This is a genomic window from Pseudooceanicola lipolyticus (assembly GCF_002786325.1).
Taxonomy (GTDB): domain Bacteria; phylum Pseudomonadota; class Alphaproteobacteria; order Rhodobacterales; family Rhodobacteraceae; genus Pseudooceanicola_C; species Pseudooceanicola_C lipolyticus.
Window position 1 is genome coordinate 1 of the sequence record NZ_PGTB01000075.1, and the last position, 18,815, is coordinate 18,815.

The window sequence follows — 18,815 nt, forward strand, 5'->3', positions numbered from 1 at the left end:
CGAGGCGCTGGCGGCGGCGCGGGCGGTGGGCGAGCGGGTGGTGGTGATTGGCACCTCGACCGGCGGCACGCTGGCGGTGGCGGCGGCGCTGGACCCGGAGATGTCGCGCGACGTGGCGGCGATGATCCTGATCGCGCCGAATTTTGCGGTGAACAACCCGATGGCCGGGCTGCTGACCTGGCCCGGCGCGCGGTACTGGCTGCCCTGGGTGATGGGGGAGGAGCGCGCCTTCGAGCCGCGCAGCGAGGCGCAGGCGCGTTATTGGACCACCCGCTATCCGGTGGTGGCGGTGCTGCCGATGGCGGCGCTGGTGCGGGCGGTCAAGGCGCTGGACCTGTCGCAGATCGCGATCCCGGCACTGTTCTGGTTCTCACCCGACGACCGGGTGGTGCGGGCGGAGGCCACCGAACGGGTGGCGGCGCGCTGGGGCGGGCCGGTGACGCTGCGCCGGGTCACCATGGGGCCGGGCGACGACCGCAACGCCCATGTGGTGGCGGGCGACGCGCTGTCGCCGGGGCAGACCGACCTGGCCGCCGCCGAAATGACCGCCTGGCTGCGTCAGGTCCTGGGGCTGTGAGGCGCCGGCCGGGCAGCATGTGGAGCCTGGAAACGCTGGGCCGGGTGCGCCTGTCGCGGCATTTCTTCCTGCGCGACTTTCTCTATTCCGAGATCGGCAATTTCCACGCCCGGCAGAACATCCCCGACAATCCCGACCTGGCCATCGCCTGCGGCCGGGCGTTCTGCCAGGCGCTGATGGATCCGCTGGAGGAAACCTTCGGCCGGGTGGCGGTGCGCTCGGGCTATCGCTCGGCGGCGCTGAACCGGTTCGGCAATGAAAACCGGCTGAATTGCGCTCGCAACGACCATCCGCTGGAATGTCACATCTGGGACCGCGGCGAGGGCGAGGCGCGGATCGCCGGCGCCTCGGTGGTGATCCCGTGGTTTGCCGACCAATACGCAAAGGGGCGCGACTGGCGCGACCTGGCCTGGTGGCTGCACGATCACCTGGCGTATTCCGAGATCTGGTTCTTTCCCAAGCTCTGCGCCTTCAACCTGGCCTGGCGGCCGCGGCCGCTGCGCCGCATCGACAGCTATATCGCGCCGCGCGGCACCCTGCTGGCGGAGGGCGCCGAACCGGACGAGGCGCCGGAGATCCGCGCCGCCCGCTATGCCGATTTCCCGCCGTTCCGGGGCATTGCCTATCCGGTGGTGCCGGGGGCGGGTACAGGTCAGGAATGAGGTTGGCAATTTCCAGACATGGAATTTGCCCGGCGCGCCGCCCGGTCAGGCGGCGTTCTGTTGCGTCGGCGTGCCCTTGGACCTTGGCGCCGGCGCGCTGTTGGCATCGATGAATTTCAGCACCATGGGGCGGATGTTGTTGCGCCAGGAGCGGCCGGCAAAAATGCCGTAGTGGCCGGCATCCGGTTCCAGGTGGCTGGCCTTTTTCGACTCGGGCAGCCCGGTGCAGAGATCCAGCGCCGCGATGCATTGGCCAGGGGCCGAGATATCGTCATTGGCGCCTTCGACGGTCTTGACCGCGACGCGGGTGATCTTGCCGATATCCACCTTGTGGCCGTCGACCACGAATTCGTTCTTGGCGATCTCGCGGTTCTTGAAGATGCGCTCGACGGTGGAAAGGTAGAATTCTGCCGTCATGTCCATGACCGCGAGATATTCGTCGTAGAACCGGTTATGGGCGTCGAAATCCGAGGCTTCGCCGCGCGAGACGCGCATGATCTGGTCATAAAAGGCCTGGCCGTGACGGTCGATATTCATCGCCATGAACGAGGTTAGCTGTAACAGGCCGGGATAGACCTTGCGCCCGACGCCGGGGTATTTGTAGCCGACGCGCTGGATCATCGACTGTTCCAGCTGGCCCATGGTGACGCGCGCACCGAAATCGGTGACTTCGGTCGGGGTGGCATCCGGGTCGATCGGGCCGCCGATCAGGGTCAGGGTGCGCGGCTGTGCCTCGGGGTCCTGTTCGGCCAGGTATGCGGTGGCGGCCAGCGTCAGCGGCGCCGGCTGGCATACCGCGATCACATGGGTGTCGGGGCCCAGTTCCCGCATGAAATCGACCAGATAGAGCGTGTAATCTTCGATGTCGAACTTGCCCGCCGAAACCGGGATGTCGCGGGCATTGTGCCAGTCGGTGATATAGACGTCGCAATCGTTCAGCAGGCTCAGCACCGTGCTGCGCAGCAGCGTGGCATAATGGCCGGACATCGGCGCCACCAGCAGCACCTTGCGCGCGCAGGGCGCGCGCCCGGAAACTTTGAAATGCAGCAGATTGCCAAAGGATTTTTCCACCACCGTCTCGATTTCGACCACGTGGTCGCGGCCATCCTCGCAGGTGATGCTGCGGATGCCCCAGCCGGGCTTGGCGATCATCCGCTTGAACGAACGCTCGGTGACCTCGCCCCAGGCCGCCATCCACGACACCGCCGGGTGGGGCACCATGCTGAGCGCGGGATAGGACGCCATCGCCTTGGCAGAGGCCCCCATCCACTGGTTGGTGTTCCGGATGGTTTCCATCAGGTCATAACTGAACATGTAGCGCATATCGGGTTCCTGCTCGGTACTTTGCCGATCTTTTGCCTCGTAGTGACCGGACCAATCGTCGCTTTGCCTCCCGTAAGCGGCGACGCTAATCTGTACGTATGCGAGAGTAGGGGGGAAACCTTAGAATGACAACCATCGACGAAGAGGACGGGCCTGTGCCCCCGGAACATTATGATCGGCTTAAGGAAAATCTTGCCAAAGTTGAGGGATTGTCCGCGCGTCTGCTGGAAGTCATGGCCCGCAAGAAACCCCATAACGCGTCGTTGAATGCGCCGAATCACAGCCTATTCACCAGCGCGGCGACGGCCTATTGGGCCCAGGCGGTGCAAAATCCGGAAAAACTTCTCGAACAACAGGTGGCCTATTGGAGCAAAACGGTCAGCCATTTTGTCGAGGCACAGAAAGCGCTTGCCCGGGGCAAGCTGCAGGCCCCCGATGATCCGGGGCCATCGGACCGGCGATTTTCCAATCCGCTTTGGGATACCCACCCCTATTTCAACTTCGTCAAACAGCAATACCTGATCAACGCCAAGGCAATCGAAGACGCGGTGGCCTCGGTTTCGGAACTGGATGAGAAAGAGAAGAAACGGCTGGAATATTTCTCGCGCCAGATCGTCGATATGATGGCGCCGACCAATTTCCTGGGCACCAATCCGGATGCGCTGGAAAAGGCGGTGGCGACCGAGGGGCAATCGTTGATCGACGGGCTGGAAAACCTGGTTGCCGATCTGGAGGCCAATGACGGCGAATTGGTGGTGCGCCTGTCGGATGCAAACGCCTTTGAACTGGGCGTGAATATCGCCACCGCGCCGGGCGACGTGGTCTATCGCAACCGGATGATGGAGCTGATCCAGTTCCGCCCGACCACCGAGCAGGTCCATGAAACGCCTCTGGTGATCTTTCCGCCCTGGATCAACAAATATTACATCCTCGATCTCAAGCCGGCGAACAGCCTGATCAAATGGATCACCGACCAGGGCTATACCCTGTTCGTGGTCAGCTGGGTCAATCCCGACATGGCCTATGCCGAGGTCGGGATGGAAGATTACATCGAAGATGGGTTCCTGGCGGCGCTGCGCGAAATCAAGGCGATCACCGGGGTCAAGCAGGTCAATGCCATCGGCTATTGCATTGCCGGCACCACGCTGGCGCTGACCCTGTCGCTGCTGAAGCAGCGCGGCGACAACTCGGTCAAGTCGGCGACTTTCTTCACCGCGCTGACCGATTTTGCCGACCAGGGCGAGTTCACGCCTTTCCTCAGCGATGATTTCATCGACGGCATCGAAGAGGAGGTTTCGGCCAAGGGCATCCTGCGGTCCTATATCATGGCGCGAACCTTCAGCTTTCTCAGGTCCAACGACCTGGTCTATTCACCGGCGATCCGCAATTACATGCTGGGCGAGGCGCCGCCCGCCTTCGACCTGCTGTACTGGAACGGCGATGGCACCAACCTGCCGGGCAAGATGGCGGTGCAATACCTGCGCGGGCTGTGCCAGCGCAACGAATTCGCCGGCGACGGGTTCGAACTGCTGGGGCACACGCTGCGCCTGAAGGACGTGACGCTCCCGGTGTGCTCGATATCCTGTCAGACCGATCACATCGCCGCCTGGAAGGACTGCTATCGCGGCGTGCAGCAGATGGGCTCGCGCAGCAAGACGGTGATCGTCACGGAATCGGGACATATCGCCGGTATCGTGAACCCGCCGGCGAAGAAGAAATACGGCCATTACACCAACACCAATCTGAAGCTCGACGCCGATGCCTGGCTGGAGGGCGCAGAGTTTCATGCCGGGTCGTGGTGGCCGCGCTGGGAGGCCTGGTTGAGCAAGCGGTCGGGCAAGAAGGTACCGGCACGGGAGACGGGTGATTCGAACCATCCGCGGCTGGCTCCGGCGCCCGGAACCTACGTGACCGGTGGGACAAGTCGCTGATTTCACGCTGCAATGCAACATGTCGCCGCTTAACGTCAAAACACTTGAAATGCTGCGTTGCAGCATTATTATAACGATAGCTGGAGAGATGGCGGGGTGGTCCCGCGCAGCGAAAGAGGACGATGAGACTATGGCAAAGACCCAAGACTTCACCGCTGTAATGAAAGACATGATGGGTGCATTCCCGGTGGACGCTTCGGCGTTTGAGGATGCATTCAAAACGACTGCTACCCTGAACGAAAAACTGTCGGCCGTGTGCCTTGAAGCGGCAGACAAATCGGCCGAAATCTCGAGCAAATGGACCAAAGACACCATTGCCAAGCTGGCCGAGATGACCAAGGCAAAGACCGAGCCCGCCGATTACGCCAAGGCGATGACCGATTTTGCATCGGCCACCGCTGAAGTGGCTGCCGAGAACATGGCCGCTTTTGCTGAGATCGCGAAGAAGGTCCAGATGGACACCGTCGAACTGATGATGGCGGCTGGCAAGGATCTGACCGAAGACGCCACCGCAGCGGTGAAGAAGGCCACCACCGATGTGACCGCCGCAGCGAAGAAAGCCACGGCGACGAAATAAGAACGCGACATTTGCGCCAATCCTCCCAAACGGTGCAATCGCGGGGGCAGGTCGAAAGACCTGCCCTTTCTTTTTGTTTTGCGCTCGCATAACGTCGCTGCAGTGCATCATGTCGGGGAGGGAAGACATGGCTGAAAAAGAAAAACCCTTGCTGATCAAAAGGTATGCCAGCCGACGGCTGTATAATACCGAAACCAGCGATTATGTGACGCTTGAGGATATCGCGGGCATTATCCGTGCCGGGCGCGAAGTTCAGATCGTCGATCTGAAATCCGGCGACGATCTGACCCGGCAATACCTGTTGCAGATCATTGCCGAACACGAAAGCCGGGGCGAAAACGTGCTGCCGGTGAACGTGCTGAACGATCTCGTGCGCAGCTATATGGTGCCCGGCGGCGGGATGATGCCGCAGTTCCTGCAATCGTCCTTCGAGATGCTGCGCGAAAGCCAGAAGAAGATGGTCGAGAACATGACGGCGATGAACCCGATGGCCAAGATGCCCGGCTTCGAGGCGATGCAGGCGCAGCAGGAAGCGTTCCTGAAGGCGATGACCGGCGGTCTGTCCGGCAATTGGAGCGGCCCGTCGCCCGATGACAGCGACGACCGGGACAGCGAGAGTTCCGAAGATCTGGAAGAAATCAAGAAACAGCTCGCGGACCTGCATAACAAGCTGTCCAAGCTGAAATAGTCCGGGCCGGTCAGGCCCGGACCCGGACGGTCAGGCCGCGGCCGAGCGGGTGACCTCGTTCAGCGCATCGATCAGGATATCGGCCACCGCGTCCAGTTGCGCGCGGCTCAGATGCACCGGCAGGCGCACATCGCAGGCGCGCATCAGCATGGCGCGGGTTTGCGGCAGTTCGGGCCGTTCCGGCAGGAACTGCCAGTTCCAGAAGGCACGTGCGTTGTCGGTGGAGCGGCCGAAGATCTGCACCTTCACACCGCGCGCGGCGGCGGCCTCGGCAAAGGCGTCGATGCCGGCATCGTCGAGATCGACCAGGTTGAACTGGATTGAATCCGGCGCCCGGCGTTCCGGGGCCAACGGCGCGGGCACCTCGATGAAGGGCGAGGCGTTCAGCCGCGCCGCCACATGGTCATGCCCGGCCAGCCCGTCGCGCACGCGGCGCGCCAGTTCGGGCAGCTGCGGCCGGATCACCGCCGCCGACAGGTTGCCCATGCGCTGATTGTACAGCGGCAGTTGGTTCTGCCAGCGGGCAAAGGCCTCGGCCAGGTCGGCGGTGTTTTCGCCGCGCGGGCCCCTGTGTTTTTGCCAGTTGTGTTCGTAAGCGCCCGACATGATCACGGCGCGGGCGATCAGGTTGGCGTCGTCGGTGATCAGGATGCCGCCTTCGCCGGCATTGATCATCTTGTAGGACTGGAAGCTGAAACAGCCGATCTTGCCGATGGTGCCGATATTGCGCCCGTGCCAGGTGGTGCCCAGCGAATGGGCCGCATCCTCGATCACCGGAATGCCGCGCGCGTCGCACAGCGCCATGATCCGGTCCATGTCCGAGGTGTGGCCGCGCATATGGCTGATGATGACCGCGGCGATGTCCTGGTCCAGCTTGGCCTCGAAATCCTCCATCACCAGGCGGTAGTTGTCACCAACTTCGCACAGCACCGGCACGCATTCGGCATGCACCACGGCCGAAGGCACGGCGGCGAAGGTAAAGCCGGGAACCAGCACCCGCGCGTCGCGCGGCAGGTCCAGCGCCTTCAGCGACAGGAACAGCGCCGCCGAGCAGGAGGACACCGCCAGCGCGTATTTGCTGCCCAGCATCGCGGCGAATTCGGCTTCCAGCAGGGCAACCGGTGCGTCCTGCGGCGCGGTATAGCGAAACAGGTCGCCGGACTGCAGCAATTCCTCGATGGCTGCACGGGCCGCGGCGGGGATCGGTTCGGCCTGATGGACGTCGGGTGCCTGCATCATATTTCGGATTCCTTAATTGGATATTCACGAAACATAAAACAACACTGTAACGGGACCAAGACAATTTTGCCCCGGTCCGGCTGCGGCATTCGGTTGCGGGGTCAGATGCCCAGCCGGTCGCGCAGGGCATACCAGCTCATCGCCAGCACCAGCAGCGGGTTGCGCAGGGCGGGGCCGCCGGGAAAGGCGGGGGTGGGCACGCGGGACAGCGTGTCAAAGCCCTCGGCCTCGCCCTGGATCGCCAGCGCCATCAGCTTGCCGGCATGGGTGGCGGTGCCGACGCCATGACCGGAATAGCCCGAGGCCGACAGCATGTTGGGCGCCAGCCGGGCCAGGAACGGCATCCGCCGGATGGTGATCGCCAGGGTGCCGCCCCAGGCATAGTCGATGCGGACATCTTGCAGATGCGGGAAAATGCCGGTCATCGGCTTGCGCACCTTGGCGGCGATATCGGCGGGAAAGCGATAGCCATAGCTTTCGCCGCCCCCGAACAGCAGCCGCCCGTCGGCGGAGAGGCGGAAATAATTCACCACGAACTTGGTGTCCGCCACCGCCACGTCGCGGGTCAGCACCTTTGCCGCAGCGTCGCCCAGGGGCTCGGTCGCGGCGATGAAATTGTTGATCGGCATCACCCGCGCCGCCACCTTGCGGCTGAGCCCGCCGAGATAGCCGTTGCAGGCCAGGATCACGTGATCGGCGGTGATCCTGCCCTGATCGGTGTGAAGCACAGCAGGGCGGCCCTCGTCGATCCGGCGCACCTGGGTCGCCTCGTGGATGCGCACCCCGGACCCCTGCGCCGCCCGTGCCAGGCCCAGCGCATAGTTCAGCGGGTGCAGATGGCCGGCCCCCATGTCGAGCGTGCCGCCGGCATAGGCGGGCGAGGGGCACAGGGCCTGGCCGGTCGCGCGGTCCAGTTTCTCGATCCGGTCATAGCCATAACGGGTGTTCAGGTGGTCGGCATAGTGGTGCAGTTCGTCCATCTCGGCGGCGGTAAAGCCGAAATGCGCCACGCCCGGTTTCAGGTCGCAGTCGATGCCGTGGCGCTTGATCAGGTCGCGCACCAGCGCCTTGGCCTCTTCCGCCAGGGTCCACAGCTTGGCCGCCTCCGGATCGCCCATCAGCCGTTCCAGCGCGTCCTGCTCCACGCGCTGGCCGCTGCCCAGCTGGCCGCCATTGCGCCCCGAGGCGCCAAAGCCGACGCGCTGTGCCTCGGCCAGCACCACGTCGAACCCGGCCTCGGCCAGGTGCAGCGCGGCGGACAGCCCGGTATAGCCGCCGCCGACCACGCAGATATCGGCGCGGGTTTCGCCCTTCAGCGGCGCGAAGGGGGGCAGCGGCGTCGCGGTGGCGGCATACCAGCTGGGTGGATATTCGCCGCGCCGGTCATTGGAAAACAGCAGGTCCATGGCGCCCGGTATGCGCCGCGTTTCACGCGCTTGCAAAGGCTTTTCGTCGCGTCATTTGCGGTGGCCTGCGCGTGCCATCGCGGCCGGCTCAGTCGGCCGGACGCGGCCGCGCCGCGACCGGGTAGAGCATGTCGTAAAGCCAGTTAAAGGCAAAGGCATAGACCAGGTAGAAACCGGAAAACCCGACGTCCATGATCAGCGCGGTGATCAGCGAGATTCCGAGATACCAGGCGATGAAGGGGGCAAGGATCGCGATCAGGCCAAGCTCGAACAAGGCCGCGTGGCCCAGCCGGATCGCCAGGGTCTTGCGGGTGTCGCCGCGCCAGTACAGCAGCGCGTGGTCAAAGCCGAGGTTGAACAGATAGTTCCAGGCCATTGCGATGGCGGCGCTGATCACCGAGACCACGCCCATATCATGCAGCGGCTGGTCAAATATCCAGGCGCCCAGCGGCGTGATCAGCACCAGGGCGATCAGTTCAAAGGACAGGGCGTGGCGGATTCGATCTGCGGTGGTACGCATCGAGGGTCTCCTGACCGGGCCGTCCCGTGGTTCAGTTGCGGTATTGGGAGGTCGTCCTCGCTGGTCCGGTCAACCTAGGAATTGCCCGCAAGTGAAACAAGAGCCCTTCTGCGGGGTCAGACGTTCAGCAGCAGATGTTCGCGTTCCCAGGGGGAGATCACCTGCAGGAACTCTTCATACTCGGTCCGCTTTACGATCGAGTAAACGCGGCAGAATTCGCGCCCCAGAACCTCGTGCAGGTCGGCCGCCTCGTCGAAGATGTCCAGAGCCTGGCCCAGCACGCGCGGGATATCCTCGTCGCTTTCATAGGCGTCGCCGCGAAATTGCTTGTCCGGGCGCACCTCGTTCATCATGCCCAGATAGCCGCAGGCGAGGCTGGCGGCGATGCCCAGATAGGGATTGCAATCCATGCCCGCCAGCCGGTTTTCCACCCGCCGCGATTCCGGCCCCGACAGCGGGATGCGGATGCCGGTGGTGCGGTTGTCGCGGCCCCAGGCCAGGTTGATCGGCGCGGCATGGTCGCGGACATAGCGGCGATAGCTGTTCACATAGGGCGCCAGGATGGCGATGGCCGAGGGCAGGTATTTCTGCAGCCCGCCGATGAAGTTGAAAAACGCATCTGTGTCGCCGCCCTGCGGCCCGGAAAACAGGCTGCGCCCGGTTTCGGTGTCGATGATCGAATGGTGGATGTGCATGGCGCTGCCGGGTTCGTTGGCGATGGGCTTGGCCATGAAGGTGGCGAAACAATTGTGCCGCAGCGCCGCCTCGCGGATCAGGCGTTTGAAATAGAACACCTCGTCGGCCAGTTTCACCGGGTGGCCGTGGCGCAGGTTGATTTCCAGCTGCCCGGCGCCGCCCTCCTGGGTGATGCCGTCGATTTCAAACCCCTGTGCCTCGGCAAAGTCGTAGATGTCGTCGATGACGGGTCCGAATTCGTCCACCGCGGTCATCGAATAGGCCTGGCGCGCGGCGGCGGGGCGGCCCGACCGGCCCAGCATCGGTTCGATCTCTTTCGCCGGGTCGAGATTGCGGGCGACCAGGAAAAATTCCATCTCCGGTGCGATCACCGGCTTCCAGCCCTGCGCCTCGTACAGCGCCACCACCCGTTTCAACACGTTGCGCGGCGCGCAGGGGATCGGATCGCCGTCGCGGTCAAAGGCGTCATGGATCACCTGCAGCGTCCAGTCGCCGGTCCAGGGCGCGGCGGTGGCGGTGGACATGTCCGGCCTCAGGATCATGTCGCGTTCGATAAAGCCCTCTTCGCCCGCGGCTTCGCCCCAGTCGCCGGTGATGGTCTGGTAGAAGATGCTGTCGGGCAGGTGAAAGGATTTCTGCCGGGCGAATTTCGACGCCGGCACCGCCTTGCCGCGGGCAATGCCGGGCAGGTCGGCAACAACGCATTCCACCTCGTCCAGGCGGCGGCCCTCAAGATAGGCGCGTGCCGCATCGGGAAGCTGCTCGGTCCAATCGGCCATCAGGCCCTCTCTTTGGTAAAAAACTCGGCCATCCGATTGGCAAAGCTGGTATTGGCGACCGGACCCTCCAGCGTGGCCTCGGCCGCGCGCAGTTGGTCCTCGGGGATCAGGCCGGGCCCGCGGGTACGGATCAGGCCGGCGATGAAATCGGCGCCGTATTCGGGATGCGGCTGCACCGTCAGAATATCATCGCCATAGGCCACCACCGCGTTTTCGCAAAACGCGTTGCCGGCCAGCACCCGCGCGCCGTCGGGCAGGCGCGTCACCTGGTCCTGGTGCCAGGCGTTCAGCGCAAGGCGGCTGCCATCCATCTCGTATTCGGTGCGTCCGATCGCCCAGCCGCCGGCAAATTTCTCGACCTTGCCGCCCAGGGCCTGGGCGATGATCTGATGGCCGAAACAGACGCCGATCAGCGGCCGTTTCTGCGCATGGATGTCGCGGATCAGCTGTTCCAGCGGCGGGATCCAGGCGTGATCCTCATAGGCGCCATGGCGCGAGCCGGTGATCAGCCAGCCATCGGCGGCCTCGGGCCCGGCCGGGAATTGATCATCGACCACCGCATAGGTGTCGAAAGCAAAGCCGTGGCCGTCCAGCATGTTGCGGAACATCAGGTCGTAATCGCCGAACTCGCCCAAGAGATCTTGGGGCGCGTGGCCGGTCTGCAAAATGCCGATCTTCATGAGTCACACAAGGGATTTGATCAAAAACAAGGCTAACGGAGCCCCGCCTTGGGGGCAAGGGGGGTCAGACCGCCTCAAGATAGCTGAACCAGTGCCGCTCGGTCGGGATTTGCGCAAACCGCTCGATTTCCTGCCGCTTGGTCATCACCAGGTTGTCGATCAACGGCTTGGACAGGATGCGGGCGATCAGCGGATCGCTTTCGATCCGGTCCACCGCCTGGTCCCAGCTTTCGCACAGCCGCGGCACGCCGCGGATCTCATAGGCATTGCCGGTGATCGGGGCGGGCGGGGTCAACTCGTCCTCGATCCCGATCAGCGCCGCGCCCAGCATCGCGGCCAGCGTCAGATAGGGGTTGATGTCGCCACCGGCGACCCGGTGTTCGATCCGCCGGGCGGCCGGGGGGCCGCCGGGAATGCGGATCGCGGCGGTGCGATTCTCATAGGCCCAGACGGCGCTGACCGGGGCATGGGCACCGGGCACCAGCCGTTCATAGGAATTGCCATGCGGGGCAAAGATCAGCGTGCTGGCGGGCATCGCCGCCAGGCAGCCGGCCACGGCATTGCCCAGCAGGCCGGTGCCGCGCGGGCCGCCATCGTCGAAGATGTTGCGCCCGTCGCCATCGACCACCGAGAAATGCACATGCATGCCGTTGCCGGCATCCTGCAGATAGGGCTTGGCCATGAAGGTGGCGGCAAAGCCGAAACGCCGGGCCAGGCCGCGCACCAGGGTCTTGAAAAGCCACGCATCATCGGCGGTGCGCATGGCGTCCTGGTGCATCAGGTTGACCTCGAACTGGCCCAGCCCGCTTTCTGAAATCACCGTGTCGGCGGGAATGCCCATCTGGGCGCAGGCCTCGTAGAGCGCGGTGAAATAGGCGTCGAAGGAATCAAGCTGGCGCACCGACAGGATGGCGCTGTTGCTGACCGGGCGGCCGGTGACCGGATTGGTGGGGGCGCCGGGCTGGTCCTGATTGTCGTCGATCAGGGTGAATTCCATCTCCGTCGCGGCGATCACCTGCCAGCCGCGCGCGGCATAGCGCGCCAGCACCTCGCTCAGCGCATGGCGCGGGTCGCCGAAAAACGGCTTGCCCCGGTCGGTATACATCGTCATTGGCACCAGCGCCGAGGGGGTTTCCAGCCAGGGCATCGGCACCGGGCCGCGTTCGGTCGGCTTCAGCACGCCATCGGCATCGCCGCTGTCGAAGACCAGCGGCGAGTCGACGATATCGGCGCCCCATAGATCGACGTTCAGCACCGAAAGCGGCATTCGCACGGCACCGCCCTCCAGCTTGTCGGCGTAAGAGCCGGGCACCCGTTTGCCGCGCATCTGGCCGTTGAGGTCGCAGGCGGCGACACGGAAAGTGGGAAAGGCCGTGAGGTCCATCGGGGGGCTCTGTCTGTTGTCTGCGCAGGCTCGCAGGATTTTTCTAGCCGATGCCCGTCACGCTGTCATGTAAATTTGATCAAATTATTTCTTCACACCTGCGGTCGCTGCGGCGGGGCTAAAATTCATCGATGAAATTTGCCATGAATTATCGATAATTCATGCCCCAAAGGGTCGGGGTTGCCCTAGCGGATCAGGTTCGGGCGCAGCCGCATCCGCTGCCGCCGTTCGGGCGGGATGTGGCGGTTCAGGCGCCGGTTGACCAACCCGAAGCAGGCCACGATGACCAGCGTGAACAGGATGAAATACAGCGCCAGGATCGGGTAGGGAATAAACGGGTTGAAGGTCTTGTCGGCAAAATAGCTGGCGTAATACAGCGCGTCGCCGCGCTGTTGCCAGGCGGGGAAACCCGAGAAGAACACCAGCGTGGTGGCGTGGAACAGAAAGATCGCCTCGTTGGTATAGGCCGGCCAGGCCAGCCGCAGCATGGTGGGCCAGACGACGCGCCGGAAGCGCGGCCAGCCCGACATGCCATAGGCATCCGCCGCCTCGACATCCCCCTTGGGGACCGAGCGCAGCGCGCCGTAGAAGATCTCGCCCGAATAGGCGGCGGTGTTCAGGAACAGCACGATCAGCGCGCCCAGCCAGGCGGCGGTGAAGGGATCGAAAAACGCGGCCTGGCTCTTGAGGTTGAGGAAGAAGAAATAGGCAAAGAAGAACTGGATGAACAGGGGCGAGCCGCGGAACAGGAAGATGAACCATTCCGCCGGCTTGCGCAGCCAGCGAATGGCCGAGCCCTTGGCCACTGCCAGCCCGGTGGCCAGGACAAAGCCGATCCCCAGCGCCAGCAGGCCGAAATAGATGTTCCAGATCATCCCCGAACCGATCAGGGTGAATTGCTGGCACAGGGTGAAATCCTCGCGCGGCAGCAGCCGCTCGCCGATGCCGATGGCGCGCAGGCCATAATCCTGCACCGTCTGCCAGCAACTCATGGCGCGCTCCTTTCCGGCCCGGCGCGGCCCCGGACCCGATCCGTCGCCTCCGGGCCAAGCACCGAGAGGTTCCGGCGGCACGGCCGCGACGGTGTTGCGCCCGCGCTCATGCCGCCGCCTTTCTCAGTGCTTCGCCGCCCACCGTCGCCTGGCCACGGGTCAGCCGCCGCATCAGCCGTTCCAGCGCCACTTCCGAGATCCGGGTCATCGCCAGGTAGAACACCAGCAGGAACAGGAAATACCACATCCGCCAGTCGCCATGGGGATAGTCGGTAAAGCGCGGCGTCTTGGTGCCGCCCAACTCGCGCGCCCAATAGACGATATCCTCGATCCCCAGCAGGAACAGCAGCGGCGTTGCCTTGATCAGCACCATCCACAGGTTCGAGAGGCCGGGCAGGGCATAAACCCACATCTGCGGCACCAGGATGCGCCAGAAGGTCTGCCGCCGGGTCATGCCATAGGCCTCGGCGGTTTCCAGCTGCGCCTGCGGCACCGCGCGCATGCCGCCGAACAGCACATTGGCGGCAAAGGCGCCGAAAACCAACGAGAAGGTGATCACCGCCAGGGCAAAGCCATAGGTCTGGTGTATCCATTCCGGCGCGGTGCCGAGCGGCAGCTTGGCCTGGGCGCAGACGATGAAATCGCTGCCCTGGCGGATCGGCTGGTCCCAGTCGGGGCACAGGGCGCGGTGGCGCAGATATTCAAAGGCCTGGTCCAGCGCGATCACGAAGAACATGAAAAAGGCGATGTCCGGCACCCCGCGCACGATGGCGATATAGGCCTTGCCCAGCAGGTTCAGCGGCAGGACATGCGACCGCGCCGCCATCGCCCCGGCGAAACCGAAGGCCAGCGCCACCGGCGCGGTGACCAGCAGCAGGCCGATCACCTTCAGGAAGGCCAGGTAAAAGGACATATGGACGCCGGTTGTCAGATAGCAGGACAGCCAGGCCAGGCTGTCGAGCGTATCGGGGTCGCTGCAATATGAAAACATGAGGACCGGGCGCCGAAAAGGCACCGGCCCGCCGATTGGGGCGGGCCGGGCGGTTGCGGATCAGTAGGTGGTGATGTCGTCGCCGAACCACTTGGTCAGCAATTCGTTCAGCGACCCGTCTTCTTTCATCGAGGTGATCGCGGCATCGAACTTGTCCTTCAGCTCGGTATCGCTTTCGCGCAGGCCCAGGCCGATGCCGCCGCCCAGCGGCACCCCGTCACCGACGAACATCAGCGCGCCGCCGCTGTCCTCGACGATCGGCACCAGATAGTCGTAATCGGCAAACACCGCATCCGCCTCGCCGTTGCGGACCGCGGCGATGGTCTCTTCGGGGGTTGCGAATTCCACCAGCGTGGCGCCGCTTTCAGCGATATAGCCGGCCTGGATGGTGCCGGTCTGGGCGGCGATCACGCCGCCGGTCAGGTCGGCATCCTCCGATCCCGCGACATAGGCGGATTCGGTCGGCGGGTAATAGTCCTGGGTAAAGTCGATCACCTCGTCCCGCTCGTCGGTGATGCTCATGCCGGCGATGATGGTGTCGTAATTGCCCGACACCAGGTTGGGGATGATCGAATCCCAGTCGTTCTTGACCCATTCGCAGGTCAGGCCGGCGCGGCTGCACAACTCGTCGCCCAGCTCGCGCTCGAACCCGTCGACCTCGCCGGCATCGTTGATGAAGTTATACGGAGGATAGGCGCCCTCGGTGCCCATCCGCACGGTCTGCGCCATGGCCATGCCGGCCGACAGGGCCAGGGCCAGTGTGCCGATCACCAGTGTCTTCATTGGTTTTACTCCCTTGGTTTTATGGTCTTATGCCGCGTGGGTTGCCGACAGGAACCCGCGCAGACGTTCCGATTGGGGCGCGCCGAACAGCCGGTCCGGCGGCCCTTCCTCTTCGATCAGGCCGCGATGCAGGAACACCACGTGGTCCGAGACATCGGCGGCCAATTTCATGTCATGGGTGACGATCAGCATGGTCCGCCCTTCGCCGGCCAGATCCTTGATCACCTTCACCACTTCCTGTTCCAGCTCGGGGTCCAGCGCGCTGGTCGGTTCGTCGAACAGCAGCGCCTCGGGCTCCATGCACAGCGCCCGCGCGATGGCGGCACGCTGCTGCTGCCCGCCGGAGAGCTGGGCGGGGTAGACATCGCATTTGTCGCCGATCCCGACCTTGTCGAGATAGCCGCGCGCGGCCTTCTCCACCTCGGCCCGGTCCCGGCGCAGCACCGTCAGCGGTGCCTCCATCACGTTCTGCAGGATCGACATATGCGCCCACAGATTGAACTGCTGGAACACCATCGACAGGTTGGTGCGGATGCGCAGCACCTGCTTGGGGTCGCCGGGCCGCCGGTGCCCGGCCTGGCCCTTCCAATGCACCGGTTCGCCCTTGAACAGGATTTCGCCCTGCTGGCTGTCCTCCAGCAGGTTGGCGCAGCGCAGCAGCGTCGACTTGCCCGAGCCCGAAGACCCGATCAGCGACACCACGTCGCCGCGATGTGCGGTGATGTCGACGCCCTTGAGCACTTCAAGATCGCCATAGCGTTTGTGCAGGTCTCGTATCTCGATGACGGGCGGCGTGTCTGGCACGTTCATTCCGGTATCTGGACGCTTCAGATCGGCAGTAGGGCCGAATTCTGGTTACATTGCAATGTGCAATGCGTTGCGCCAAGCGGTCAAGCCACCCAGTTGACGACACGGAAAGTTAAAAAACGGGCAGGGCAGAGGGCGCCGGGCGGCTCAGGCCGCGTTTGGCACCGGTGGCATCGGCACCGTCAGATAGTCGGCATCGGGAATCTGCACCAACCCTTTCAGGTGCAGGCTCTCGCGATCTTCCTGCGCCAGGTCGCCGATCGCCGCCTCCAGCGCGCGCGCCAGCGCTTCGGCATCATTGCCGGCGGCGGTGATATAGGGCAGGCCCGGCGTCGGCGCGGTTTCGCCAATGATCCTGAGGTGTTCCAAGACCGGGTCATGGCTGCCCAACATCGCCCAGGTCAGCGCGTCGATCCCGGCGATATCGGCATGGCCGTCGGCGATGGCACGCATCGAGTTCACATGCGCGCCGCTGGGAACGTGGCGGGCAAAGGTGATACCCAGAGAGCTGAAATAGGCCATCGGCGAGGCCCAGCCCGATTGCGACAGGGCTTCGTTATACGCAAAGGTGGCATCCTGGAACTCTTCCGGACTGCTGCGCGGATCATCGGCGCGCGCCACGATCCACGACTTGTAATAGCCCGGCGGGCAGCCGGGCAGCCCGTAATCGGGGGTTGCCACGCGGGTCACCTGGCCGTGCAGGCGGGCGCGGAAGGGCAGGCCGCAGGTCTGCGCCAACAGCAGATCGGGCGATTGCCAGATTTCGAAGAAATCGCGGTCGCGGGTCAGCTGTGCGGGGCCGTGGCCCAGGCGGGTGCGAATCGCGCTCCAATACCGGTCATTCGCCGGCTGCACCGCCGGCATGTCATACATGCCCAGCATCGCGATCATGTGCGCTCGGCCTTTTGTCGGGCCAGGGCGCTGTCGCGGTCGCTGACCCCCAGCAGGTTGGCGGTCAGCCGCATCAGGGCGTTTTCCTCGTCGGCACGGCCGCCATCGGCCAACGCCACCTGCCACAGCGCCTCGATCACGCTGCGGCGGTCCTCGTAGGGCACCGCGTCCTTGATCGCGCGGGTAAAGCGCACCGTGTCCGGTGCCTCGGCCTCCAGCGCCTCGGCCTGCGCGCGCAATTCGCCTGCCGCTTCGGGCGTCAGCCCGTAGCGGGCGGCGACGATCTGGTCGATCCGCGCAATTTCCGACGCCGCATAGTGATTGTCGGACCGGGCGATGCGCACCAGCAGCGCGGTCAGCGCCAGCCGGGCATCGACCTCGGGCAGCGGGGCGGGGCTGGGCGCGGTGAGGCGCCTGAGGAACTCTCCGAACATGTCGCGAGATATAGACATGTCGCGCCGGTGCGCAAGCGGCGAGCGCGCTATTGCTGCGACAGGACGAAGCCTGCCGCCCCGGCCAGCAGCAGGCCCAGCACCACCGCAACGGCGATCTTAATCGCCGACCAGGGCCGTTCGCCCTGCACCCGGCCGGTCTGGCCGTTGACGACAAAGCGATAGCTCTTGTCGCGATATTTATAGGCGGCCAGCCAGACCGGCAGCAGGATATGTTTGAAGGTCACGTCGCTGACATCGGTGCGGATGTCGTGGATGCGCTGGCGGTCGCCGCCGATATCGAAACGCACGTCGCGTTCGATCACCCGCGCCATCTGCGCGCGCGCCTCGGCATGGCCCTCTTCCAGCGCCACGGTATAGGCCTCGGCGCGGAACCCGGCCAGGAATTCCGGCTGGTAGGGGGTCAGCGCCGACAGGTCCCAGGGCTGCAACGCGTCGGTATAGCGTTTGGGCAGGCTGCGCGAAGCCAGCACCAGCACATCGTCGAAAAACCGCGCAACCCGGCCGCGCACCCGGCGCCAGCGGATCTTGGGCACCCGCTGCTGCACCCGCTTGCCATCGCGCACCACCGTGACGGTTTCGTAATAGACGGTGCCGCGTTCGCCCTCATAGGCCGATTTGGTATCGGCGTCGAAGGTCCAGTAGGGGACATAGATCCCCTCCATCCGCCGGCCCTTGCGGGCATAATCCTGCAGCCCGTTCGGGGCGAACCACAACCGGCCCAGCCAGTCGGTCATCGCCTGCCGCGCCTGGTTTTCGTCCAGCGCGAAGGGCAGCACGCCGCGCGGCTTGATATGCCGGCTGGTGCCGGTATCGGTCACCACCGGGGTGGCGCAAAACGGGCATTCGGCGGCATGGGTGGCCGGGTCGAATTCGACCTGGGCGCCGCAATTGCTGCAGTTGAGAACGCGGGTTTCCTCGATTTCGGCCTCGGGCAGACGGTTGGCCACGGCGGCGTCGAAGTCGATTTCCTTCAGCACCGCGCCGCCCCAGGGCGCGGCGTCCAGCGGCGCTTCGAAACCGCAATGGTCGCATTTCAGGTGTCCGGCGGCGGGATCATAGCGCAGGTCGGCGCCGCACTGGTCGCAGGGAAACTGGTGTACCTCGCGCGGGGCGGCTTGGGTGGCGTCGGGCATCGGGCCTCTCGCGGATCGGGTTGTTGCGCGGCGGTTGGATCAGGCGCCCGGCGGCGGCGGCGGCATCACCGTGAACAGCCGCGCCAGATCACGCACATCGCCGGCCTTCAGCCAGCCATCCTGCCCCTCGGTCCAGACATAGGTGTCGCGGGTCAGGCTGCCTTCGGTCACCATCCGTCCCAGCCGGGCACGGGAATAGGGGCCCGAGGTCTGCCCGTTTTCGGCGATATGCCAGACATGTTCGGCCGGCGGCGGCGGTGGTGGCGGCGGCGCCGCGGCAGCCGGTGCCGCGCCCCAGGGG

General features: G+C 64.6%; 20 protein-coding genes. 5 read left to right on the plus strand and 15 right to left on the minus strand.

The features are described from left to right. Both CVM52_RS15705 and CVM52_RS15710 read left to right on the plus strand, forming a co-directional pair. On the plus strand, positions 1-577 hold a 577-nt coding region (locus CVM52_RS15705), incomplete at its 5' end, for an alpha/beta hydrolase (RefSeq protein ID WP_133119866.1). A 17-nt stretch (positions 578-594) separates the two neighbouring features. After that, positions 595-1,239 (plus strand): hypothetical protein, encoded by a 645-nt coding sequence (locus CVM52_RS15710; protein ID WP_100163444.1) that lies wholly within the window; start codon positions 595-597, stop codon positions 1,237-1,239. A 45-nt stretch (positions 1,240-1,284) separates the two neighbouring features. Here the strand turns inward: CVM52_RS15710 and phaZ are convergent, their stop codons facing one another. Continuing rightward, entirely contained in the window at positions 1,285-2,562 is a 1,278-nt protein-coding gene (gene phaZ, locus CVM52_RS15715) for a polyhydroxyalkanoate depolymerase (protein ID WP_100163429.1), read from the minus strand. Between the two features lie 125 nt (positions 2,563-2,687). On the opposite strand from phaZ, the gene phaC reads away from it, so the two are divergent. The 3 genes from phaC (at position 2,688) to phaR (ending at position 5,758) form a co-directional block, all read left to right on the plus strand. Next, positions 2,688-4,493: a class I poly(R)-hydroxyalkanoic acid synthase gene (gene phaC, locus CVM52_RS15720; protein WP_100163430.1), complete on the plus strand. Its 1,806-nt coding sequence runs from the start codon at positions 2,688-2,690 to the stop codon at positions 4,491-4,493. A gap of 130 nt (positions 4,494-4,623) precedes the next feature. Then, a complete protein-coding gene (locus CVM52_RS15725) occupies positions 4,624-5,070 on the plus strand; it encodes a phasin family protein (RefSeq protein ID WP_100163445.1) in 447 nt (148 codons plus the stop codon). A gap of 127 nt (positions 5,071-5,197) precedes the next feature. Next, entirely contained in the window at positions 5,198-5,758 is a 561-nt protein-coding gene (phaR, locus tag CVM52_RS15730) for a polyhydroxyalkanoate synthesis repressor PhaR (protein ID WP_100163431.1), read from the plus strand. A 30-nt stretch (positions 5,759-5,788) separates the two neighbouring features. On the opposite strand, the gene CVM52_RS15735 is transcribed toward phaR, so the two are convergent. From CVM52_RS15735 to CVM52_RS15800, 14 genes are all read right to left on the minus strand, one after another. Next, positions 5,789-6,997 (minus strand): DegT/DnrJ/EryC1/StrS family aminotransferase, encoded by a 1,209-nt coding sequence (locus CVM52_RS15735; RefSeq protein WP_100163432.1) that lies wholly within the window; start codon positions 6,995-6,997, stop codon positions 5,789-5,791. A 101-nt stretch (positions 6,998-7,098) separates the two neighbouring features. After that, entirely contained in the window at positions 7,099-8,403 is a 1,305-nt protein-coding gene (locus CVM52_RS15740) for an NAD(P)/FAD-dependent oxidoreductase (protein WP_100163433.1), read from the minus strand. Between the two features lie 88 nt (positions 8,404-8,491). Then, a complete protein-coding gene (locus tag CVM52_RS15745) occupies positions 8,492-8,923 on the minus strand; it encodes a PACE efflux transporter (protein ID WP_100163434.1) in 432 nt (143 codons plus the stop codon). Between the two features lie 116 nt (positions 8,924-9,039). Then, entirely contained in the window at positions 9,040-10,398 is a 1,359-nt protein-coding gene (locus tag CVM52_RS15750) for a glutamine synthetase family protein (protein WP_100163435.1), read from the minus strand. Then, positions 10,398-11,078: a type 1 glutamine amidotransferase gene (locus CVM52_RS15755; RefSeq protein WP_100163436.1), complete on the minus strand. Its 681-nt coding sequence runs from the start codon at positions 11,076-11,078 to the stop codon at positions 10,398-10,400. Before CVM52_RS15755 ends, CVM52_RS15750 begins: the two co-directional genes overlap by 1 nt. Positions 11,079-11,142: 64 nt before the next feature. After that, entirely contained in the window at positions 11,143-12,462 is a 1,320-nt protein-coding gene (locus CVM52_RS15760; protein ID WP_100163437.1) for a glutamine synthetase family protein, read from the minus strand. 185 nt (positions 12,463-12,647) lie between these two features. Then, positions 12,648-13,454, minus strand: a complete 807-nt coding sequence (locus CVM52_RS15765; RefSeq protein WP_100163438.1) for an ABC transporter permease — start codon at positions 13,452-13,454, stop codon at positions 12,648-12,650. 106 nt (positions 13,455-13,560) lie between these two features. After that, a complete protein-coding gene (locus CVM52_RS15770) occupies positions 13,561-14,445 on the minus strand; it encodes an ABC transporter permease (protein WP_100163439.1) in 885 nt (294 codons plus the stop codon). A 60-nt stretch (positions 14,446-14,505) separates the two neighbouring features. Next, entirely contained in the window at positions 14,506-15,228 is a 723-nt protein-coding gene (locus CVM52_RS15775; RefSeq protein WP_100163440.1) for a transporter substrate-binding domain-containing protein, read from the minus strand. A gap of 27 nt (positions 15,229-15,255) precedes the next feature. Further along, positions 15,256-16,032 (minus strand): ABC transporter ATP-binding protein, encoded by a 777-nt coding sequence (locus tag CVM52_RS15780; RefSeq protein ID WP_100163446.1) that lies wholly within the window; start codon positions 16,030-16,032, stop codon positions 15,256-15,258. A gap of 150 nt (positions 16,033-16,182) precedes the next feature. After that, complete coding sequence (locus CVM52_RS15785; RefSeq protein ID WP_100163441.1) at positions 16,183-16,926, minus strand: phosphate/phosphite/phosphonate ABC transporter substrate-binding protein; 744 nt, start codon at positions 16,924-16,926, stop codon at positions 16,183-16,185. Next, positions 16,923-17,360, minus strand: coding sequence for a tellurite resistance TerB family protein (locus CVM52_RS15790; protein WP_100163442.1), 438 nt, complete (start codon positions 17,358-17,360; stop codon positions 16,923-16,925). Before CVM52_RS15790 ends, CVM52_RS15785 begins: the two co-directional genes overlap by 4 nt. Before the next feature lie 47 nt (positions 17,361-17,407). Next, positions 17,408-18,514, minus strand: a complete 1,107-nt coding sequence (locus CVM52_RS15795; RefSeq protein WP_100163443.1) for a TFIIB-type zinc ribbon-containing protein — start codon at positions 18,512-18,514, stop codon at positions 17,408-17,410. A gap of 39 nt (positions 18,515-18,553) precedes the next feature. Next, a partial coding sequence (locus CVM52_RS15800) for a DUF4339 domain-containing protein (RefSeq protein ID WP_133119867.1) occupies positions 18,554-18,815 on the minus strand: 262 nt, incomplete at its 5' end.